Origin of the sequence: Prosthecobacter fusiformis (assembly GCF_004364345.1) — a bacterium.
Lineage (GTDB): Bacteria > Verrucomicrobiota > Verrucomicrobiia > Verrucomicrobiales > Verrucomicrobiaceae > Prosthecobacter > Prosthecobacter fusiformis.
In genome coordinates, this window is the sequence record NZ_SOCA01000001.1 from 378,358 (window position 1) to 396,775 (window position 18,418).

General features: G+C 57.6%; 9 protein-coding genes. 5 read left to right on the forward strand and 4 right to left on the reverse strand.

Features of this window, described 5'->3' with window-relative positions:
• The first annotated feature begins 47 nt into the window (after positions 1-47).
• A complete protein-coding gene (locus EI77_RS01260; RefSeq protein ID WP_166646953.1) occupies positions 48-5,264 on the forward strand; it encodes a beta strand repeat-containing protein in 5,217 nt (1,738 codons plus the stop codon).
• A 14-nt stretch (positions 5,265-5,278) separates the two neighbouring features.
• On the opposite strand, the gene EI77_RS01265 is transcribed toward EI77_RS01260, so the two are convergent.
• From EI77_RS01265 to EI77_RS01275, 3 genes are all read right to left on the reverse strand, one after another.
• The gene (locus EI77_RS01265; protein WP_133792943.1) at positions 5,279-8,779 is read right to left on the reverse strand and encodes a PVC-type heme-binding CxxCH protein; all 3,501 of its coding nucleotides are present in this window, start codon (positions 8,777-8,779) and stop codon (positions 5,279-5,281) included.
• A 160-nt stretch (positions 8,780-8,939) separates the two neighbouring features.
• A complete protein-coding gene (rpiB, locus tag EI77_RS01270; RefSeq protein ID WP_133792944.1) occupies positions 8,940-10,649 on the reverse strand; it encodes a ribose 5-phosphate isomerase B in 1,710 nt (569 codons plus the stop codon).
• Between the two features lie 141 nt (positions 10,650-10,790).
• Positions 10,791-11,288: a low molecular weight protein arginine phosphatase gene (locus EI77_RS01275; protein ID WP_133792945.1), complete on the reverse strand. Its 498-nt coding sequence runs from the start codon at positions 11,286-11,288 to the stop codon at positions 10,791-10,793.
• 245 nt (positions 11,289-11,533) lie between these two features.
• Here EI77_RS01275 and EI77_RS01280 point away from each other — a divergent pair, with 245 nt between their 5' ends.
• The 4 genes from EI77_RS01280 to murJ all read left to right on the forward strand — a co-directional run bounded on the left by EI77_RS01280 (position 11,534) and on the right by murJ (position 17,813).
• Entirely contained in the window at positions 11,534-14,278 is a 2,745-nt protein-coding gene (locus EI77_RS01280) for a YXWGXW repeat-containing protein (protein WP_133792946.1), read from the forward strand.
• Positions 14,279-14,358: 80 nt separating this feature from the next.
• Positions 14,359-14,841, forward strand: coding sequence for a c-type cytochrome domain-containing protein (locus EI77_RS01285; protein WP_133792947.1), 483 nt, complete (start codon positions 14,359-14,361; stop codon positions 14,839-14,841).
• 131 nt (positions 14,842-14,972) lie between these two features.
• Entirely contained in the window at positions 14,973-16,394 is a 1,422-nt protein-coding gene (locus EI77_RS01290; protein ID WP_166646954.1) for an OmpA family protein, read from the forward strand.
• Between the two features lie 18 nt (positions 16,395-16,412).
• Positions 16,413-17,813, forward strand: a complete 1,401-nt coding sequence (gene murJ, locus EI77_RS01295; RefSeq protein ID WP_133792949.1) for a murein biosynthesis integral membrane protein MurJ — start codon at positions 16,413-16,415, stop codon at positions 17,811-17,813.
• Between the two features lie 55 nt (positions 17,814-17,868).
• On the opposite strand, the gene EI77_RS01300 is transcribed toward murJ, so the two are convergent.
• Complete coding sequence (locus tag EI77_RS01300) at positions 17,869-18,288, reverse strand: exosortase system-associated protein, TIGR04073 family (RefSeq protein WP_166646955.1); 420 nt, start codon at positions 18,286-18,288, stop codon at positions 17,869-17,871.
• Positions 18,289-18,418 lie beyond the last annotated feature (130 nt).

Here is an 18,418-nt window from a genome sequence, read left to right on the forward strand (position 1 = left end):
CGCAACGCCTTTGGCGCATGCTGCCCTGCCAACCCCCTGCTACGTCCATGTGTTACTCCTCGTCTATCGCCAACCGTGTCAAAGGCATCTCGTCTTTGGTGACAATCTTGGCAGGTGCCTGCCTGCTGAACATTCATGCGGCTGAATTTTACTGGGATGCCGATCCGGCCCTGGATGGCAATCAAAATGGATCCGGTGAATGGAGCAGCACTGCCCTGCCCCTGCACTGGACGCCTGCGGCGGCGACGACTGGCAGCGTCAATGGTGCCTGGGTGAATGCGGTGGACAGCATCGCCCGCGTGGGAGCAGCAACGGGTTACACCAATGCGGGTGAGGGAGGTATTCTGACACTGGGGGAAACCATCACGCTGAACCAGCTCATCATGGGATCTCAGGCCGGTGCCTATACCATTGCACCGGGCACGGGCGGTTATGCGCTTAACTTTGGCGGCACGGCACCTGTAATCCGCAACGATTCAGCCGAGGCTCTCACGATCCAGTCGGGCATACAGGCTGCTGGCGGACTTATTAAACAAGGTGAAGGCCGATTGGTTTTATCCGCTGCCTCTGGCGAAAGCTCGGGCACAGGCATATTCGCTATTCAAGAAGGCACCGTACAGTTGGCCACCGCGAATACTCTGCCCACGGGGATGTCGGTGGTCCTCGGCGCTCAAACTATGGCCGGGCATCTAGAGGTCGATCAGGATCAATCCGTGGCCGGCCTTGCTTTTCAAAGCCGGGCAGCTGCTGCCGTGAATACAGTCACCATTGCTGAAGGGGCCACACTCACCATCAGTGGCAGCCTCGTCACTGGCATCATTGACGGTACGTCCAATGGCGACACGACCCAGGCCTCCATTGCAGGCGATGGCAGCCTCGTGGTCAATGGTGGAAAGATCATCGTCTCGAGTGGAGCAAGGCCCTCAGGAAGCAGCACGGACACCTCCATCCTGGACATGTCCGGCCTGAATTCTTTCACCGCAAATGTGGTTAGCTTTGAGATCGGAAGACCCACCAATGCTGCGGGGACTTATCAAGGTACAGGGCGCTCCCAGGGCACCGTGTATCTGGCTGAAAACAACTCCATCACGACTACTTCGCTCGTGATCGGCGCAAGAGCGGGGACTGGCACCGCTAATAACTTTTTGTACCTGGGCCAGAATAACGAGATCAACGTGGACACTATTGTGCTCGCCAATGGTCGCTTCAATGGCACGCTTCAATTCGCAGCGGGACTTGTCGATCCTACCCTGACCCTTCGTGGGACAGCAGGCGGTGACAGCCGTGTCGCTCTGATTGCGGTTGGGGATTCACGCAACACGACCCAATTCGCCTCCTCTGGAGGAAGCAGCACCCCGCTGGGAACCATCAATCTGACGGGGGGCACGGTGGACTTGCGCATTGATACTATCCACATTGGTATTGGGGGCACTAACAGTGGTGGAGACAACCCCAACTTTGGACGGGGACAGGGCAGCTTCAGCTTTGATGGTGCTGAAAGCAAAGTGGACATCAACATCCTGAACATCGGGCTTTCACCGAATGTCAGCAACAGCCACCCAGACGATGTTGACCCTTATCTGTCATCTGTGGGCAATTTCGAAATGGGCGGCGGCGAACTGACGGTCAACACGCAGTTTGCGATTGCACGAAGCGAAGATGGATCAACTGGTCGCCAGCAGATCACGCAGGGCACTTTTACCATCACTGGTGGCAGCATGCTGGTGGGCAAAACTGGAGCACCTGTGAACATCGTCATGGGAGACCATACCACGACAGGGACGGGTATGAGCACTGCCGTGCTGAATCTCAATGGCGGCAGTGCCAGCATTGTAGGCAACATTGTTCGTGGCGCAGGCCCGACTGAAGGGACCGTGAATCTGAACGGTACGGACCTTAACATGAACGGGGGCATCATTGGCACGACCGCCCTGCCGATGACGCTGAACTTGCTCAGTGGCAGCCTTTCGAACGTCAGCGAAATCAATGGAGGAGGTGCCGTTACCAAAACTGGCACGGGCACACTGGTTCTGGCAGGCACGAATACCTTCACCGGAGCGACCACTGTCTCAGCAGGGCGTCTGGTGGTTACTTCTGCCTCCGCATTGCAGTCATCATCCATGGTGACAGTGGGCAGTGCGGGCACCTTTGACTTTCTGCCAGGCGATGGCGGGAGCTACACCTTTGCTGCCACCAGCGGCATCGCTCTGGATCTGCAATCGGGAGCCACGCTGGGAATGGAGCTAGGCAGCACCACGGGTTCTTTGATCCTGAATCCTGGTGCCAGCGTCAACACGGAATCAGGTGCGCTGATCAATATCAACCTGTATTCCCTCACCGGCCAGCCTATTCCCTCCAGTTCTCTACTGATCAATTCCCCCACTGGAGGTCTCACAGACAATGGTGCCACCTACAGCCTCGGTGCGGTCTATAACGCGACAAATTTTACCGTCAGCCTCACGGCCAGTGATAATCAGCTCATCGCGACAACAACCAATGTTGCAGGCCTAACCGCTGCCTATTGGATGGGGGGATTTGCGGCGGATAACGATGCGTGGGCAGCATCCAATGGCAGCACGCAGAGCAACTGGGTGACCAATAATGACGGGACTGGGACCACCGCACTGGTCCCCGGTGCGACGACCGATGTTTTTTTCTCCGCCAGCGGGGCCACCCTGCCAGCCACCACAACCCTGGGTGCTGACATGAATATCAAAAGCCTCACAGTGACTACGGCCTCGCCGTTGACTCTGGAATCTACTGACAACAGTCTGACCATCCATGGCGATGCGGCCATTACCGTTGCAGCGGACGCGGGTGCGGTAAACCTGAATGCGCCCATCACTCTTTTGGGAAGCGCACCCGTCATCAGTGTGGGCAACACAGGCGGACTGACATTGGCTGGCGAACTCAGCGGAAGCAACGGCCTAACCAAAACTGGGATCGGAACATTGACCCTGGGAGCTGCTGCAAATCCGTTCAGTGGTCGCATCTCCATTCTCGGCGGCACCCTGGCCATCAGTAGTGAGGCAGCACTGGGAGTCACCCAGTCCAGCTTGGTGGCGAACTATCTCACCCTCAATGGCGGCACCCTGCGTGCATTGGCCTCTCTGACGCTGGCCGATACCAAGCGGGGGATTACCCTTGCAAGCTCGGGCGGGACTTTTGAAGTGGATAGTGGAATGACGCTGAAGATCGACAGCATCATCACCGGAGGTGCCCCGCTGAACAAGACCGGCATGGGCACGCTGGAACTGACAGCGGCCAACACTTACTCAGGCATCACCACCATTTATGGCGGGACACTCGCCCTCACTGGAGCGAATAACCGCCTGCCCGCCACAGCCCGGATCAGTTTTGCCGACCGTCGCGACGATCCAGAAGGAGACAGTACCCTGGACCTCGGCGGTAACAGCCAGACGCTCGCCTCCCTGCAATTTACAACCGACAAACCCGCCCTGACACCAACGGTCCCTTCCACGATCCCCTTTGATGTCTATATCACCAATGGCAGCCTGACGGTGAACAACTCTTCATCTGCAATGAATTTCACGACCCGGAGCCAGGTCCAACCCCTCACGGTGGATATGAGCGGACTGACCAGCTATACCCACAATGGCGGCACGCAACAATTCAGCGTTGGCATGACAGGTGGCAGCCATACAGCCAACGGAACTACGGTCGTCGCTACAGTTACTTTGGCACAGACCAATAACATCACAGGGGGCACCCTTTATCTGGGAGAGGATACAGGAAGCTCGGGAGGCGGTTTTAGCCGGCTTTATTTGGGACAGACCAATACTTTAAATTTTAATACCATCAACCTGGGCAAAGACCGGTCCAGTGCCTTGCTCACTTTCGCTGATGACCTTTTGAATCCGACGGTCATCATCCGTGGAAACGACGGCACCTCCGCCGTCAGCGAATGGACCATGGGCAGACTGAACAATTTCAATGCCACTCCCTGGTACACCACAGCGGACTTTTCTAACGGGACACTGGACGCCTTGGTCACGACACTGGAAGTCGGCAGCGTCATCAATCGTTTTGGTAACCTGACGGCTCAATTCATCATGGGCACAGGCACTCTGACGGTAACGAATTTAAACATCGGCTACGCCGAAGGCACCCGCAGCGACACTCCTGGCCAACGGGTAGCAAACAGCACTTTCACCCTTGCAGGTCCTGGAACGGTCAATGTGACCAATTTGACGCTGGCGAGAAACATCTCCGTCACTGGCACCTCTGCGGCGAATGGAACCCTGCTAATCACGGATGGCACGGTCAATGTTGGTGAGGGCGGCATCAGCATGGCTTCATCGACGAATGCCGGGCATACGGCCAGTGGCACCCTGGATCTGCAAGGAGGAACACTCTCAGTTGAGGGGGATATTTTCAAACCTGCTGCGGGTGCAGGCACAGCCACAGCCACGGTCATTCTCAATGGCGCCACCCTGGATATGAACGGCAACAACATAGGTAGTGCAGCACGTCCCCTGGATGTGATCACGCTACAAAAAGGCACCCTTCAAAATGTGGCCGAGATCAATGGTGGGGCCGCGATTACCAAAAGTGGAAGTGCCGATGACATCCTGCGCCTGGCAGGTACGAATACTTACACAGGAACCACGACTGTTTCAGGCGGCAGTCTGCTGGTAAACGGAACCCATTCGGGCGGTGGTGCCTACACGGTGCAGAGCGGTGCCACGCTGGGCGGCAGCGGTAGCATCACCCCAGCTTCTGGAGCGGGCATCACGATTGCCGCAGGTGCCACCCTTTCTGTGGGCGATGGCACCCTCACTGGCCAGACATTGCAACTGGCGCTGGCCCCTTCAGGACAGCTCAGTTTCACAGACAACACCAGTGTGCTGACACTGGATCTGCTGAGTGATCCTGGCAGCGGAGGCACAGATCATTCTGGAAATCCAGCCACGGCTGATCTCCTCACGGTGACTGGCACCATCAACCTGAATGGTGCCCGGCTGGTCATCGCTGACCCGAACGGATTGGCCGCAAGCTTTAGCAACGATGACACCTGGAAGATTTTTGACTGGTCCGGCATCACCAATGATGGCTTGGGTGAAGATACCAATGTTTTCACCATTGATCCGCTGCTGGATCTGCCGGCCCTCTCCGGAGGCCGCTTCTGGGATCTGAGCGATCTTTACATCGGCGGCACCATCTCCGTGATCCCTGAACCCAGTCGGGCTATGTTGATCGCGCTCGGGATCTTCGGTTGTGTGCTGCGGCGCAGACGGAAGTGAGATGATTCGTCGTGCTAAGGGCTGCCACGCAGGAAGGCGAGGAGATCCGCCATCTGTTCTTTCGTGATGGCGGCTTCGAGTCCGGGTGGCATCAGGCTCTTATCCGTGCTGACCATTTTTTTGATCTGGCTGCGCTGAATATTTTCGCTCAACCCACCCATCATTTTTAAAGTGACGCTGTCGGCGGATTCAGCAGAGATCAGGCCGCTGAGCATCCGTCCGTCCAGGGTCTCGATCGTATAAGCACACCAGCGGGCTTCGACCATCCGGTTGGGATCGAGGATGTCGGAAAGCAGAGCTTCTGGAGGTTTGGCTTTCACATCAGAAAGCGGGGGGCCCACTTCTACGCCTAGGTTGCCATGCTTGTGGCAGGTGATGCAGATCATGGAGAAAACTTGCTGTCCTTTGGCGACATCTCCCTTCATTTCCGTGCTGGCCATGTAACTGGTGATCACTGCCGCACGATCTTCGCTGGGCTGGCCAAAAAGCTTCACGGACAGATCACGCAGTTCCCCTGTTCCTCGTTGATAGCGCCAGCGTGTTTCCACATCCACCAAAGCGGGTGAAAACTCGCCCTTGTCCATGCGCTTGAACAAAGCCAGTGCCGTCTTTGCATTCGAGGTGAGCAATGTCACCAGTGCCGGTCTGACCGTAGGCCCGGCCATAGGCAGCAACTCATAAATCAATGAGGACGCCTTATCTGCCCCATACTTTTTCAAGACCGCGAGTGCAGCAGTCTGCAACTCAGGCGGCTGGCCTTCAGACAATAACGTACGCAACACCGGACGCGCCGCTTCCCATGGCCGCTGAGCCAGCAAAGGCAGCACCGCAAGACGCTGGTCCAAAGGAGCTTTGGCATCGCTCATGACAACATCCACCTTGGTCAATAATGCCCCGATCTCTGCGGCGGCAGCTTCCAAACCCGTCGGCGGCTTGGCCACCCAAGCGGCCAATGTTTTTGCTCCCAGTTTTCCACTGGATTTAGGGATACCTTCGGCGAAGCCCTGAAGAACGGCAGGCTTCCACCAAGTGAGAGTTTCCGATGGAGTCTGAAGGGTCTTCAGCGCGAGTTTAAAATCCTCAAGAATACCTGAGGCCGTGGAGGCATTGGCCAGAGCGCGAAAGCTTTCCATGGCCTGGGGGGAATAGGTCTTCGTCAGGACACCCAGAGAGATCACTTTTTCAAGAACGGCACCCGCGGAATGCGAACTGGAACTGAGGACAGCACGAGCCATCCAAGGATCTTCGGGAGATGAACTGATTGCCTCAGCCCGCATGGTTACCACTGCATCTGCGGGCGGACCACTCACATCCGGTTGATCCAGAATCAGGAAGAAGGTTTTGCGATTCACGTCGTCAATCTTTTCCGGCCCAGTGGCTACAGACTCACCGCGCTCTACAAGAAGTCGCTGAGCCGTCTCGCGCTGCCAAGCGTTCTCATGACCTAACCAAGAGGTTAGTTTTTCAATTTCTTTAGGCGCAGCTTCGATCTTCGCCACTTTCTGCCCCTTCTTCACGATGCGCCAGATTCGACCTTCGTTTTCACCCTGGCGCATGTCGTGGGTCTTGACGAACTCCTCTGGAAAGAAGCGAGCATGGTCGATCCAACGGCGATAGATGTCGCAGATATACATGGCACCATCGGGGCCGGTGGTCATGTTCACGGGACGGCACCATTCATCGCTGCTGCGGAAAAACTCCGTGCGGTCGCCCACCCGCGTGGCCTTCAGCGAGGCACCGTTCGTTTCCACCTTGTAGCGGGTAATCAACTGGCCGGTCGGGTCGGGCACAAAGATGTTGTTCTTCAGTTCCGGCATGAGCGGGCCGCGATAGACACCCAGGCCACTACAAGCGGTATTGGTCCCGGCATGGGCATCCGCTGTCGTATGTGTGATTTTCAGCGGATAAACCCGCGTCTCGGCTCCTGCTGGGGCGATGTTTTCATATCCCTCGCCGATACCTGCATAGGGGTTGCGCATCACCGCCTCATAAGGCATCACGGCAAACATCACCGGCACACGGTTGGAGCAGGAAAAATGGCGTCCGAAGTCATCAAACGATCCGCCGTATTGGCCGTAGCCACTCACCGGCTCAATCTTGCCCGTCTTCGGATCCCAGCAGAAGTTGTAGCGGCTTACATTAGCGGCGTCACTCTTGGCGGTGGGATAGATCTCCTTGGCATCCAGGCCGTTGTTGAAATACACTTTGTTATCCAATCCCCAGCGTGGAGCGCTGACCTGAAGCTGACTGTGGCGTGGATTGAAACCCTTGATCAGCGGCTCGTTGATATCCGCCTTGCCATCGCCATCGGTATCTTTCAGAAAGAGAATCTGGGTGCGCGTGGTGGCGATGAGGCCGCCATTGTAGGGCAGCAGACCTTGCACGTGATCCACATGATCTGCAAAAGTCACTGCCTTGTCCATGCGGCCATCACCATCCTCATCGGTCAGCATTTGGATACGAGAGAGTGCGGGCTTGCCTGGTTCAGGGCCCAGGGGGTAATCACGCATGTCCGCCACATACATGCGGCCCCCGGCATCCCAGGTCACTTCCACGGGATCCAGCACCAGTGGTTCACAAGCCACCAATTGGGCTTCATAATCACCGTCTAGCTGGATCAGCTTTTGTGATTCCTCTGGGGAAAGTGCGGAGGTCTGGCCATCGCGCACACTGACATCACTGCCGCCACTGGCTTGTATGGGATTCCATTTTTCGACAAACTGGCCTAACGGGTGAAGTTCATAACGGCGCACAATCATCTCCGCTCCTTCCGTCTGGATGCAGATGCGGCCTTCGGCAGGTTTGCAATCAAAGGCTTCGTTCACTAGCAGACCATTGACAAAATATTGCAGTGTGTCGCCCTTGGCGATGACTTCCAGCCGGTTCCAGTCGCCCACTGGGGAATCTGGGTCCGCCTTGCCCCGGAAGTTGATTTTATCCGCCCAGTCTTCGTCCCGTTTTTCCCAGTTGATGCGGCCTTTGAGCACTTGCTGGCGTTGGGCTCCTTTCTTCCACCGCTTTTCCTTATCCCGGTCCAGTTCATACTCAGCGGCAACGCTGGTGATGAGTTCTGTGCCGTCTGCCAGCTTAGGGGACAGCACCAAAATATCCCCGATACCGCCTTCAATGATCTGCGCCTCGATGCTGGCCATCCAGGTATCCCCATAAGCACCGTGAGGGCCATAGGCATGCACGAGGATGCCATTATCGCGGGCGCGATCCACCCGCTTCCCCCAGGTCTTCGCGCCCCATTTAAATTCTACGACCAAGTGATAATCCTTGAAGCTTTCCTTTGTGACCATGTAGCCATAACCGCGACCACTGATGTGCAGCATCGCCTCCTTTAATTGGAACACCTGGTCCGCAGGATCATGAAAATCCGCCTTCGGATTGATATGATATTCCACCGCACCAGCCCTCATAAGGTCCAGCACATTGATTTTTTGAGTGACTGGATCAGCCCCCATCAAGACGGAACCGAAGGCAAGAATACAGAGAGAGGTGAGTCGCATCATGAAGTGTTTGGGAACCTCTGTTATTAACGGATCATTCATCCCCGCTCTCCGCGCTTATGGCACGGGTGGTGATGCTTTTGTGATATGCCGATGGATGTACGCAAAACAGCCGGAGCTTTTCGGCCCCGGCTGTTTGTGAATTCACGAATGCGACTGTGACTTACGGCAGAGGGAAGCGCTCGTTCACCGTGGCGATCTCGGCGCGGATGGCGGAGAGGACTTCGGCATTGTCTTTGTTGTTCAAAGCCTTGTCGATCCAGTTGGCGATCTGCACCATCTCAGCTTCCTTCATGCCACGGGTAGTGACTGCCGGAGTGCCGATGCGGATACCACCACCGAGGGTGATCTTCTCCGTATCAAACGGGATGCCGTTTTTGTTCACGGTGATGCCGGCGTGGTCCAGAGTTTCGCTGGCGACTTTGCCATTCAGGCCGCGAGGACGCAGGTCCACGAGCATGAGGTGGTTGTCCGTGCCACCGCTAACGATGCGGTAGCCCAGCTCGGTAAGACGGGCAGCCAGTGCCTGGGCGTTCTTGACGATCTGCTTGGTGTATTCGGAGAACTCAGGCTTCAGGCACTCACCAAAGCACACAGCTTTGGCGGCGATGACGTGCATGAGCGGTCCGCCCTGGACGCCGGGGAACACTTGGCTGTTGATCTTCTTGATGAGGTCTTCGTTATTCGTCAGCACGATCCCGCCGCGAGGTCCGCGCAGGGACTTGTGCGTGGTGCTGGTGACGAAGTCCGCGTATTCCATCGGGTTCGGGTGCTGGCCACCAGCGACGAGACCGGCGATGTGCGCCATATCCACGAAGAGATAGGCACCGACACTTTTGGCGATCTCGCTCATCTTTTTGAAGTCAATGATGCGCGGATAGGCGGAAGCACCGGCGGTGATCATCTTTGGCTGCTCGCGCTTGGCCACTTCGGCAAGTTCATCATAATCGATGAGCTCATTGTCCTGACGGACGCCATACTGGCAGAAGTTGTAGAAGCGGCCGGAGAAATTCGCCGGATTTCCGTGGGTGAGGTGCCCCCCGTGGGCGAGGTTCATGCCCAGCACCTTGTCACCGGGCTGCAGCACGCTGAAGTAAACAGCGGCATTGGCCTGGGAGCCGGAGTGCGGCTGCACGTTGGCATACTTGGCACCGAAGAGCTTGCACACGCGGTCAATGGCGAGCTGCTCCACCTTGTCCACTTCTTCACAGCCACCATACCAGCGCTTGCCGGGATAACCTTCGGCATACTTGTTGGTCAGGCAGGAGCCCTGCGCAGCCATGACGGCTTTGCTGGTGAAGTTCTCGCTGGCGATCAGCTCGATGTTGTTCTGCTGACGATGCTGCTCACCGCGCACGATTTCGGCGACGGCGGGGTCTGCGGATTCCAGGATGGTGAGGGGGTGGAGTTGTGGCTGGGTGTTCATTTTGGCGACTCGGCGTCCGTGGCGGCCTCCGGCAAAGGGCGTCTTCAACCAGGCGTTGAGGATTTCTTTGGTGGTGGCTTCGGAAGTGGTTTTGGCAGCGAGGCACAGGACATTGGAGTCGTTGTGCTCGCGGGTGATGGCGGCGGTTTCAGGATCGCTGACAAGGCTGGCCTGAATGCCTGGGTGACGGTTGGCGGCGATGCTCATGCCGATGCCCGTCGTGCAGACGAGGATACCGGCATCGGCATCCCCGGAAAGAACGCTCTGGGAGACCAGCTCAGCATAGTCCGGATAGTCCACGGAATCACCCGAATGGGTGCCAAAGTCCTGGATGGTATACCCGCTGCTCTGGAGATGGGCGACGACCGCCTGCTTCAGCACCACGCCGCCATGGTCGGAACCGATGGCGAGGGTTTGCGGCAGGTCAGGGGCGGTGGATGTGCTCATAGAGATGATTGGCGAAAAGGAGGTGAAAGGGAAAATGAAAAGATCGAATACAAAAATGCAGAAAACGAATGATGGGACGGGGTGCGGCAGGGAGATGATTCACCGGGAAAAAGCATCCTCAAAGGGGCTTCTTCCCGCTGGCTAATCGCCCTGCGCTGTACCTCGGCCGGCCTCCGCTTTCCAGGTTTGCTCGATGTAGGCAAGCACGCAGGGAAGCATCTTTTCCAGATGCTCCAGCGTCTCGCGATACTCGGAAAGGTCACCTCCAAAGGGGTCGCTCAGATCCCGCCCACGCAGGCTGTCGTCAGCGGCGAATTCGGAGATGAGATAGATTTTGTCATCCGCCTCCGGGTAGTCTGAGAGGATGGCCGCCACATGATTGCGGCTCATGGCGAAGATGTGCGTGGCGGATTCCACCAGGTCCACCGTCACGGCGCGGCTTTTGTGTTTGGTCAGGTCCAGGCCACGCTCCTTGGCCAGGGTGACGCTGTAGCGGCTGGCGGGCTGGCCGGAATAGGCCCCCACACCAGCGCTGCTCACCTGATAATCTGGATGCGCCTTCACCAGATCACGGAAAACCACCTCAGCCAGGGGGCTGCGGCAGGTGTTTCCGGTGCAGACGAAGAGGACGTTTTTCAAAAGGGCGCGCGGGTTTCAGAGACTACGCCCCACCAGGGTTGGCGGGACGGCAGATTGCCGCGCCTGGGCGTTTTGTCAAAAGGGGAGTGAAACTGGTACCCGGAAGCAGGGATACTTATCATCACACCTCCAGGCAGGTGTATTTCCACGAAACCCATGTTTTGATTCCCATTCTTCGCAGAATCCTGCAAGATGCCTGAACAAGATTTGCAGCCGCTCCGTCGAAGCCCAGGTCCATCCATTTTATGAAAGCCATCCTCTCCACGGGCACCTTTGCCCTTTTATCCCTGGCACTGGTCAGTTGTGACCGGTCCGCCCCGCAAAATACTGCGGATGCCGATGAAACGCGGCGGCAACTGGAAGAAACCCAGGCCGCCTATCAGCAGCAAGCCGCAGACATGCAGGCCCGCAGTTTGGAGCTCCAGCAGCAACTGGCTGACCTCCAGCGGAGCATGCAGGAAAAAGAAAATGCGGAATTGCAGGCGCGCCTGGAGGCTATCCAGCAGGAAAATGACCGGCTCATGGCCGATGCGGAAGCCGCGCGGTTGAAGAGCGAGGAACTGCGGGACCAATTGGCGTCCAACCCCTCGTATCCCGCCCCGGCACCCGCCCCCTATGTGCCACCGGCACCTGTCCCCAATGGCCAGGCCTGGGTGGACGAGGACGCGGATTATTCGATGTTTTATGAAGAGCTGTCCCCGCATGGTCAGTGGATGGATGTGGAGGGATATGGGTATGCCTGGCAGCCCGCCGTGGCTTCGCGCAGCACATGGCGGCCCTATGTGGACGGACGCTGGGTCTGGAGTGACCACGGCTGGGCCTGGGATACACCGGAACCCTTCGGCTGGGCTTGCTACCACTATGGCCGCTGGGTGCGCATCGCCCGCCACGGCTGGGTGTGGGTACCAGGACGTGAATGGGCACCGGCCTGGGTATCCTGGCGTTCCGGTGATGACTGCGTGGGCTGGGCTCCCCTGCCCCCAGAGCCACGGCGCGGTTATACCAGCATCGGTGCTGACTGTGATGTGAGCTACGGTCTTTCCCCCAGCAGCTATACCTTTATCGAGATCGGTAATTTTGGCCGCAGCAGCTATGTGAATGTGAGCCTTTCCTTCACGAATGTGAACCGCATTTTCCAGCAGACGGTCAATGTGACGAACATCATCCGCATCAACCAGCAGCAGACAAACTTTTTCGTAAATCGCGGCGGCCCCCGTCGTGACCGGCTGGAGCAGCGGATCGGCAAACCTATTCCTGTGGCCCCGGTACGCATCACCCGCACGCTGGAGCGCCCCCAGGGAGGTCGGGGTGATCGCAATGATATCCGTCCGCTCATCGCAGCCCCGCTGCCATCCAGAAGGTCAGACCGTCAGCGCCAAGAGCCACCGCGCATCGCTGAAAAAATCACCCGCCCAACCATGGTGGATGCCTGGGAAGACATCCCACGTGACCGCCGTCAAAACCTCAAAGAAGCCATCACCCGCCAGGCCAGGGAGCCAAAACCTGTTATCGCAGAGCAACCGCCAACAACACCTGACCGCCCTCGTGACCGTCCCACTGGCCCGGACAACACCCCTCCACAGGTCCGCCCCAGCATTCCCCTGCCGGGTGGGATTTCGACCCCAGGAGCCCCCATGGCTGGCCCAGGAAGGGACCGGGATCAGGACCGCGAACCCGGTCGCACCCGCCCAGATGGACGGCCATCCTTCCCTCAGCCCGGTGGCATGCCTCCTGACCGCATGACGGGAACGGACCGAGACAACCGCCCCGGTGGCCCCCGCCCTGGTACCGTCGTAGGAAGTGCTGACAAGGCTGAAAGTACCCGTCGTGATGCTGAGGACAGACTCCAAAAACAACGCGAGGAAATCGCCAAAAAGGCAGAAGAGGCAAAAACGCGTGAAGATATGACCCAAAAGAGGGAAGAACTGTCACGCCGCGAAACTGAAGCTGCCAAAGGAAGAGAAGCAGCCGCTGAAGCCATGAAAAAAGGCGAAATGGGACGCCGCGAGCGCGAAGCCACCATGGCTGCCGAGCAACAAGAGGCCGCTCGCAAACAAGCTGAGGCCATGAAGGCCAATCAGGAAAAAGAAGCCGCTATGGCTGAGAAGCAAGAGGCTGCCCGCAAACAGGCTGAGGCGATGAAGGCCAACCAAGAAAAAGAAGCCGCCATGGCTGAGCAGCAAGAGGCCGCCCGCGCACAGGCTGAGGCGATGAAAGCCAACCAAGAAAAAGAAGCTGCCATGGCCGAGCAGCAAGAGGCCGCTCGCAGACAGGCTGAGGCGATGAAAGCCAACCAGGAAAAAGAAGCCGCCATGGCTGAGCAACAAGAAGCTGTCCGCAAACAAGCCGAGGCAGCCGCCATGCAACAGCGTAATGAAGAACTTCGCCTCAGACAGGCCGAAGAAATGAAGGCCCGCGAAGCCCAGGCTGCTGAGCAAGCTGATATGGCCCGTCGCCAGCGCGATGAGGAAACCGTTCGCGCTCGCGAAGCCGCCATGGCCGCCCAGCAACAGGAACTCGTACGCAAGCAGGCAGAAGCCGTCAATATGCAGAGGCAGATGGCCGAGCAGCAGCAGCGGGGTGAGGAACTCCGCCGTCAGCAGGCAGAGGCCCAAGCCCGTGAAATGCAGGCGGCCCAGCAGGCCGAAATGGCACGCCGCCAGCGCGACGAGGAAACCGCCCGTGCCCGTGAAGCCGCCATGGCCCAGCAGATGGAAGCCGCAGAAATGCAGCGCCGTCAACAAGAGGCCCAGCAGGCAGAAATGGCGAAGCGTGAAAGAGAAGCCATGGCAGAAAAGGCCCGGGAAGCCGCAGCCCGCCAGCAGCAGGAAATGGAAAACCGCCAGCGTGAAGCCATGCGCCAACAGCAGGAAGCTGCCGAACGCGCCAACCAGGAGGCCCAGCGCCGTGCCCAGGAAGCCCAACAGGCCCCTGAGCGCCAGCGCAGAGCCTCTGAAGAAGGACGCAATCGCGATACCCGCCAGCGCTAAACAATACCGGCCCCATCAAACCCAAGCCTGACCGGGGGCCATAAATTGACCTGGAAGAGCGACCGTGATAGACCCAGTCTATGAACGGTCGCTTTTTTATGTGCTGGCTTTGGATACCCCTGCTGGCTGCCACCGGCTGTAGCACCCCCGAAGAATCTGAAACCCGGCCTCCGGGCCAAAACGTGCTGTCTGAAGAAGTCCTCCAGCAAGCTCTCACCGGTCCTGTGGATTTCGTGACTCATGTCCGGCCTGTCCTGGAAGCCAAATGCGTCACCTGCCATCAACAAGAAGCCTTGCCAGGACGGATGAGTCTGGCCAGCCACGCAGAAGCTCAGCGGTCAGGCACTTTGAGAGCCTTCATCGTACCAGGACAACCTGAAAGCAGTCCATTGTTAACCCGCCTAGATTCTGCCCATACCCGCGTGCAGGCCATGCCACCCGTAGGCGAAAGCCTGACCGCCAGTGAAGTGACTCTGCTTAAACGGTGGATCTCGCAGGGAGCTTCCTGGCCACAAGGCCCGAAAGGTACGTTAAAGACCAGCCCAGTCGTCTTAGACCGTTGAAATTCCACCTTGAAGGATGGGTGTATTGCGTGGCATCTTACCTGCTGAGTTTCCTCAGGTTCACTCCCATGCGTCACACCTTTTCACCAGCTCCCAGCCGCTTTAGCCACCTTCATCCGGCAGGGGGGGTTATGCCTATCGTGATTGTGCTTCTCGCGGTGGTCGTGAGCGTGGTGATTTTCTTCGTTTTCACCAAACCCAAGATGGAAGAGGTCAAGGCGGAAACTCCACCTGCCGAGGTGTTTGAGCCCAAGGCTGTACCGGAAAAAATGGCAGGAGGATCGACCCCAGTTCCATCAGCAACACCGACTCCGCCAAAACCGGTGGCACCTGCAAAGCCCAGCTTTGGATTCGCCCGCCCCCTGGATCTGGGCAAGGACATGGTGCGCAGCCTCCATGCTGGCGATTACGCCCGCGCAGGTGCATTGGCCACCACCGCAGACCCGACGCAAACTAAAACGGCTGAGGATGTGTTTAGGCAGCTCATGACCGGCATGAAGGCCACGGTCGGCCTCGAAGACCAGGTGGAACTGCTGGGGCTTGTGGAAAACAAAACCCGCATCGCCTTTCCGGTGACACTTCCCGGCATGCAAGAGCCTGTGCGCATCCAATTGGACCTGGAAAGAGATGACCAGATGGGCTGGAAAATCACTCACCTTCAGCTTCCCAAGGAACTGAGCAGCGCCATGGCTGCCGCCGCCCCGCCCCCCACCGCAGATACCCCCTCCGCCGCTATGACAGCACCTGGGGCACCCGCAGCGGCGGTTCCAGCTGCCATGGCCAAACCATCTTTGTTTACCCTGGAAGAAATGCCGGATGCTCTCACTTTCGGCAGTGATTTCGTTCGTGCGCTGCTCAAGCATGATTTCGTGGCCGCACGCAAATTTGTAGATGAAAAAAAGGTGTCGGCGGAACGTCTGGCCGGTCTGTGCATCGTCTTTGAAGAAGGCCAATATGAATTCAAACCCACAAAGCCATTGATCATCACAGTGGCAAATCCAGAGGTCTCCTGGGTTATCGCCCAGGTGCAGTCTCAGAAACTGCAGCAGGCCACGGAATTCGGCCTGGAAATGCAGCGAAGTGGCGTGGACCAACCTTGGAAAGTGGTGGGTATGAATCTATCCGAAATTCTGAGCTCCTTCGCCTCATCCGCCGCCAAAATGGGTGTCCCTTATACTCCCATCATTAGCAATCCCAAGGGAGGCGAATCCCTCGCTCTCTACTTTGAGTACGATCAATCTGAGCTTCATCCACGTGCCCTCAAGCAATTGGAAATCGTCGCTGGATTGCTGAATTCCGACCCTTCTAAAAAGCTCCAGATCGCCGGCCACACGGACGCAAAGGGCACGGATAACTATAATCTTTCTCTCTCACAGGCGCGGGCAGAATCTGTGAAGAAACAACTGGCAGGTCTGGGTGTGGCTGCTGACCAAATCGTCACGACTGGCCTGGGTAAAGCCCAGCCCCTGGGCCCCAACCAGAAGGAAGATGGTACCGATGATCCAGAAGGGCGCTCCAAGAACCGCCGTGCTGAAATCTACCTGGATTTTTAGTATCCGCCTGCCGCCCGCGTGCTTATCGTTTCGCGTTTGCGCACCCTGTTCACTCATTTACAAACGCAGGTTCGCTCCCTGATTCGCCAGGGAGCAGGTTCTCGTATCGTATCTGGCTTCCTGATGGTGGCCATATTGACTGTCGGAACCAAGGCCGTCTCCTTTCTGAAAGACGCCACCGTTGCCCGGCAGTTTGGAACGGGGGATGCACTGGATGCCTTCCTCGTATCATTTGGACTGCTGACTTTTCTTTCCACCCTCATCGGGGGAGGACTGCCGGAGTCGTTTCTGCCTATCTATACCGGTATTCGGTACTCCAACAAACACCGGCGGGCGTTACGGCTGGCAGTTCAGAGCGGCGTCCTGCACGCATTGAGCCTTCTGGCCCTGGCGGGACTTTGTTACTTTGTCGCCCCATCTTTTGTCAACTGGGCCACCCGGGGGTTCAGCCCGGAGAAACAGGCCCTGGCCGTGAGCCTGTTGCGCCAGTTGCTGCCCTTCATGGTGTGCTTTGGCATGTCTTACCAGATGGCGGCCTGGTTACGTGCAGACAAACATTTCATCGTCGCCACCAGCGCCCCTATCCTGATACCACTCGCCATCATCAGCCTGCTTCTTTATGAGGGAAAGGATGCCACCGTGGGGACTCTGGTCACTGGCACCGTTGCCGGTTCCGTTCTGCATCTTGGAGTCTTATCCGCCACCCTGGCAGGTCGTATGCCGGGCCAATGGAGCTTTTGGCGGAGCTGCCTGCGATACTGGGATCCCCACGTTCTGACGGTCAGCCGTCATGCCGCTCACTTTTTATTCGCAGGCGGTATCTTCAGCAGCACCGTTGTGGTGGACCAGACCATGGCCGCATGGCTTTCCCCAGGCAGCGTGGCTGTCCTGGGCTACACGGAAAAGATCTGCGGCATCATCCTGGCCGTTACCGTGGCCCCGTCCTGCGATGTGCTTTTCCCTTATTTCGCTGAAAAGGTGGCCCGTAAGGACTGGCCTGCAGTCCGCTATCAGCTCCTGGCCAGTGCCGGGGGGATTTTGGCCCTGGCGATGCCGGCGGTCCTCACCCTCTGCTGGTTGGCACCGTGGATCGTTGCCCTGCTTTTTGAAAGAGGCTCCTTCACCGGCCAGGATACTCTGCGTGTGGCGGAAGTGCTGCGTTATGCCGCCCTACAGATCCCCTTTTACATTGTTGGCAGCCTGGCCTCACGCGTGGTGGTAGCCATGCAGGCCACCCATTTCATCATCTGGCTCTCCGTCGTCGGGTTGATTTTTAATGTCGGCCTTAATTGGCTGCTGATGCGGGAGATGGGCGCGGCAGGCATCGCCCTTTCCACCGTGCTGGTGCAGATGACCTCGGCCATTCTGGCCTGTGTGTACGTACTCCGGCAGATCCGCCTGAAACTAAACGAGGCATAAAAAAAGCGCAGGCCCAATGAGGACCTGCGCTTGGAGAAATTTTAATCCTGGATGATTACCAGCCCTGAGTGCGGGTATAGTCAGTCTGGGACATGAAACCGAGCTCAGGAGAGAATTCGGTATAACCCCACCATGGATCGATCTGTGGCTTGCGATAATACGGTGGGCGATAGGTCAGCTTATAGGTCGGGAACGGGAAAGTGGCCATTTCATACACGCCATATCCTGCGCGCACGGTGATGCGCTTGATGCCTTCCACAAAAAAGTCCATGAAAGCAGCATGACCGCCGTCTGTCTTCACTGTGCGCTGCCAGACATTGAAGGGCTCCGTCCATCCGTACAGGATGTTGCCCATGCCACGGCTGAGCTTGCGGCTCCAGTTATAGTGGTGACCAGGAGGAGACTGAATATCAGCGTAGGCGACGCCGCAGAGCGTCATAGCTGAGAGAAGGATTAGGGCGATGCGTTTTTTCATGCGGTTGTAGAGAGTTATCAAATTCAGCGGGCATCTGGCAAGAAGGATTCTCACTTTTTTCCACCCTCCCCAATATACGGCCTGGATAGGGTGATTGCGCCTGTCCATTCTTCAGAAGGATCGCCTGACT

Coding starts and splice junctions, on each gene's coding strand:
- EI77_RS01280 (WP_133792946.1), top strand. CDS start 11,534: ATGAAAGCCATCCTCTCCACGGGCACCTTTGCCCTTTTATCCCTGGCA.
- EI77_RS01260 (WP_166646953.1), top strand. CDS start 48: ATGTGTTACTCCTCGTCTATCGCCAACCGTGTCAAAGGCATCTCGTCT.
- EI77_RS01285 (WP_133792947.1), top strand. CDS start 14,359: ATGAACGGTCGCTTTTTTATGTGCTGGCTTTGGATACCCCTGCTGGCT.
- EI77_RS01290 (WP_166646954.1), top strand. CDS start 14,973: ATGCCTATCGTGATTGTGCTTCTCGCGGTGGTCGTGAGCGTGGTGATT.
- EI77_RS01265 (WP_133792943.1), bottom strand. CDS start 8,779: ATGATGCGACTCACCTCTCTCTGTATTCTTGCCTTCGGTTCCGTCTTG.
- EI77_RS01300 (WP_166646955.1), bottom strand. CDS start 18,288: ATGAAAAAACGCATCGCCCTAATCCTTCTCTCAGCTATGACGCTCTGC.
- rpiB (WP_133792944.1), bottom strand. CDS start 10,649: ATGAGCACATCCACCGCCCCTGACCTGCCGCAAACCCTCGCCATCGGT.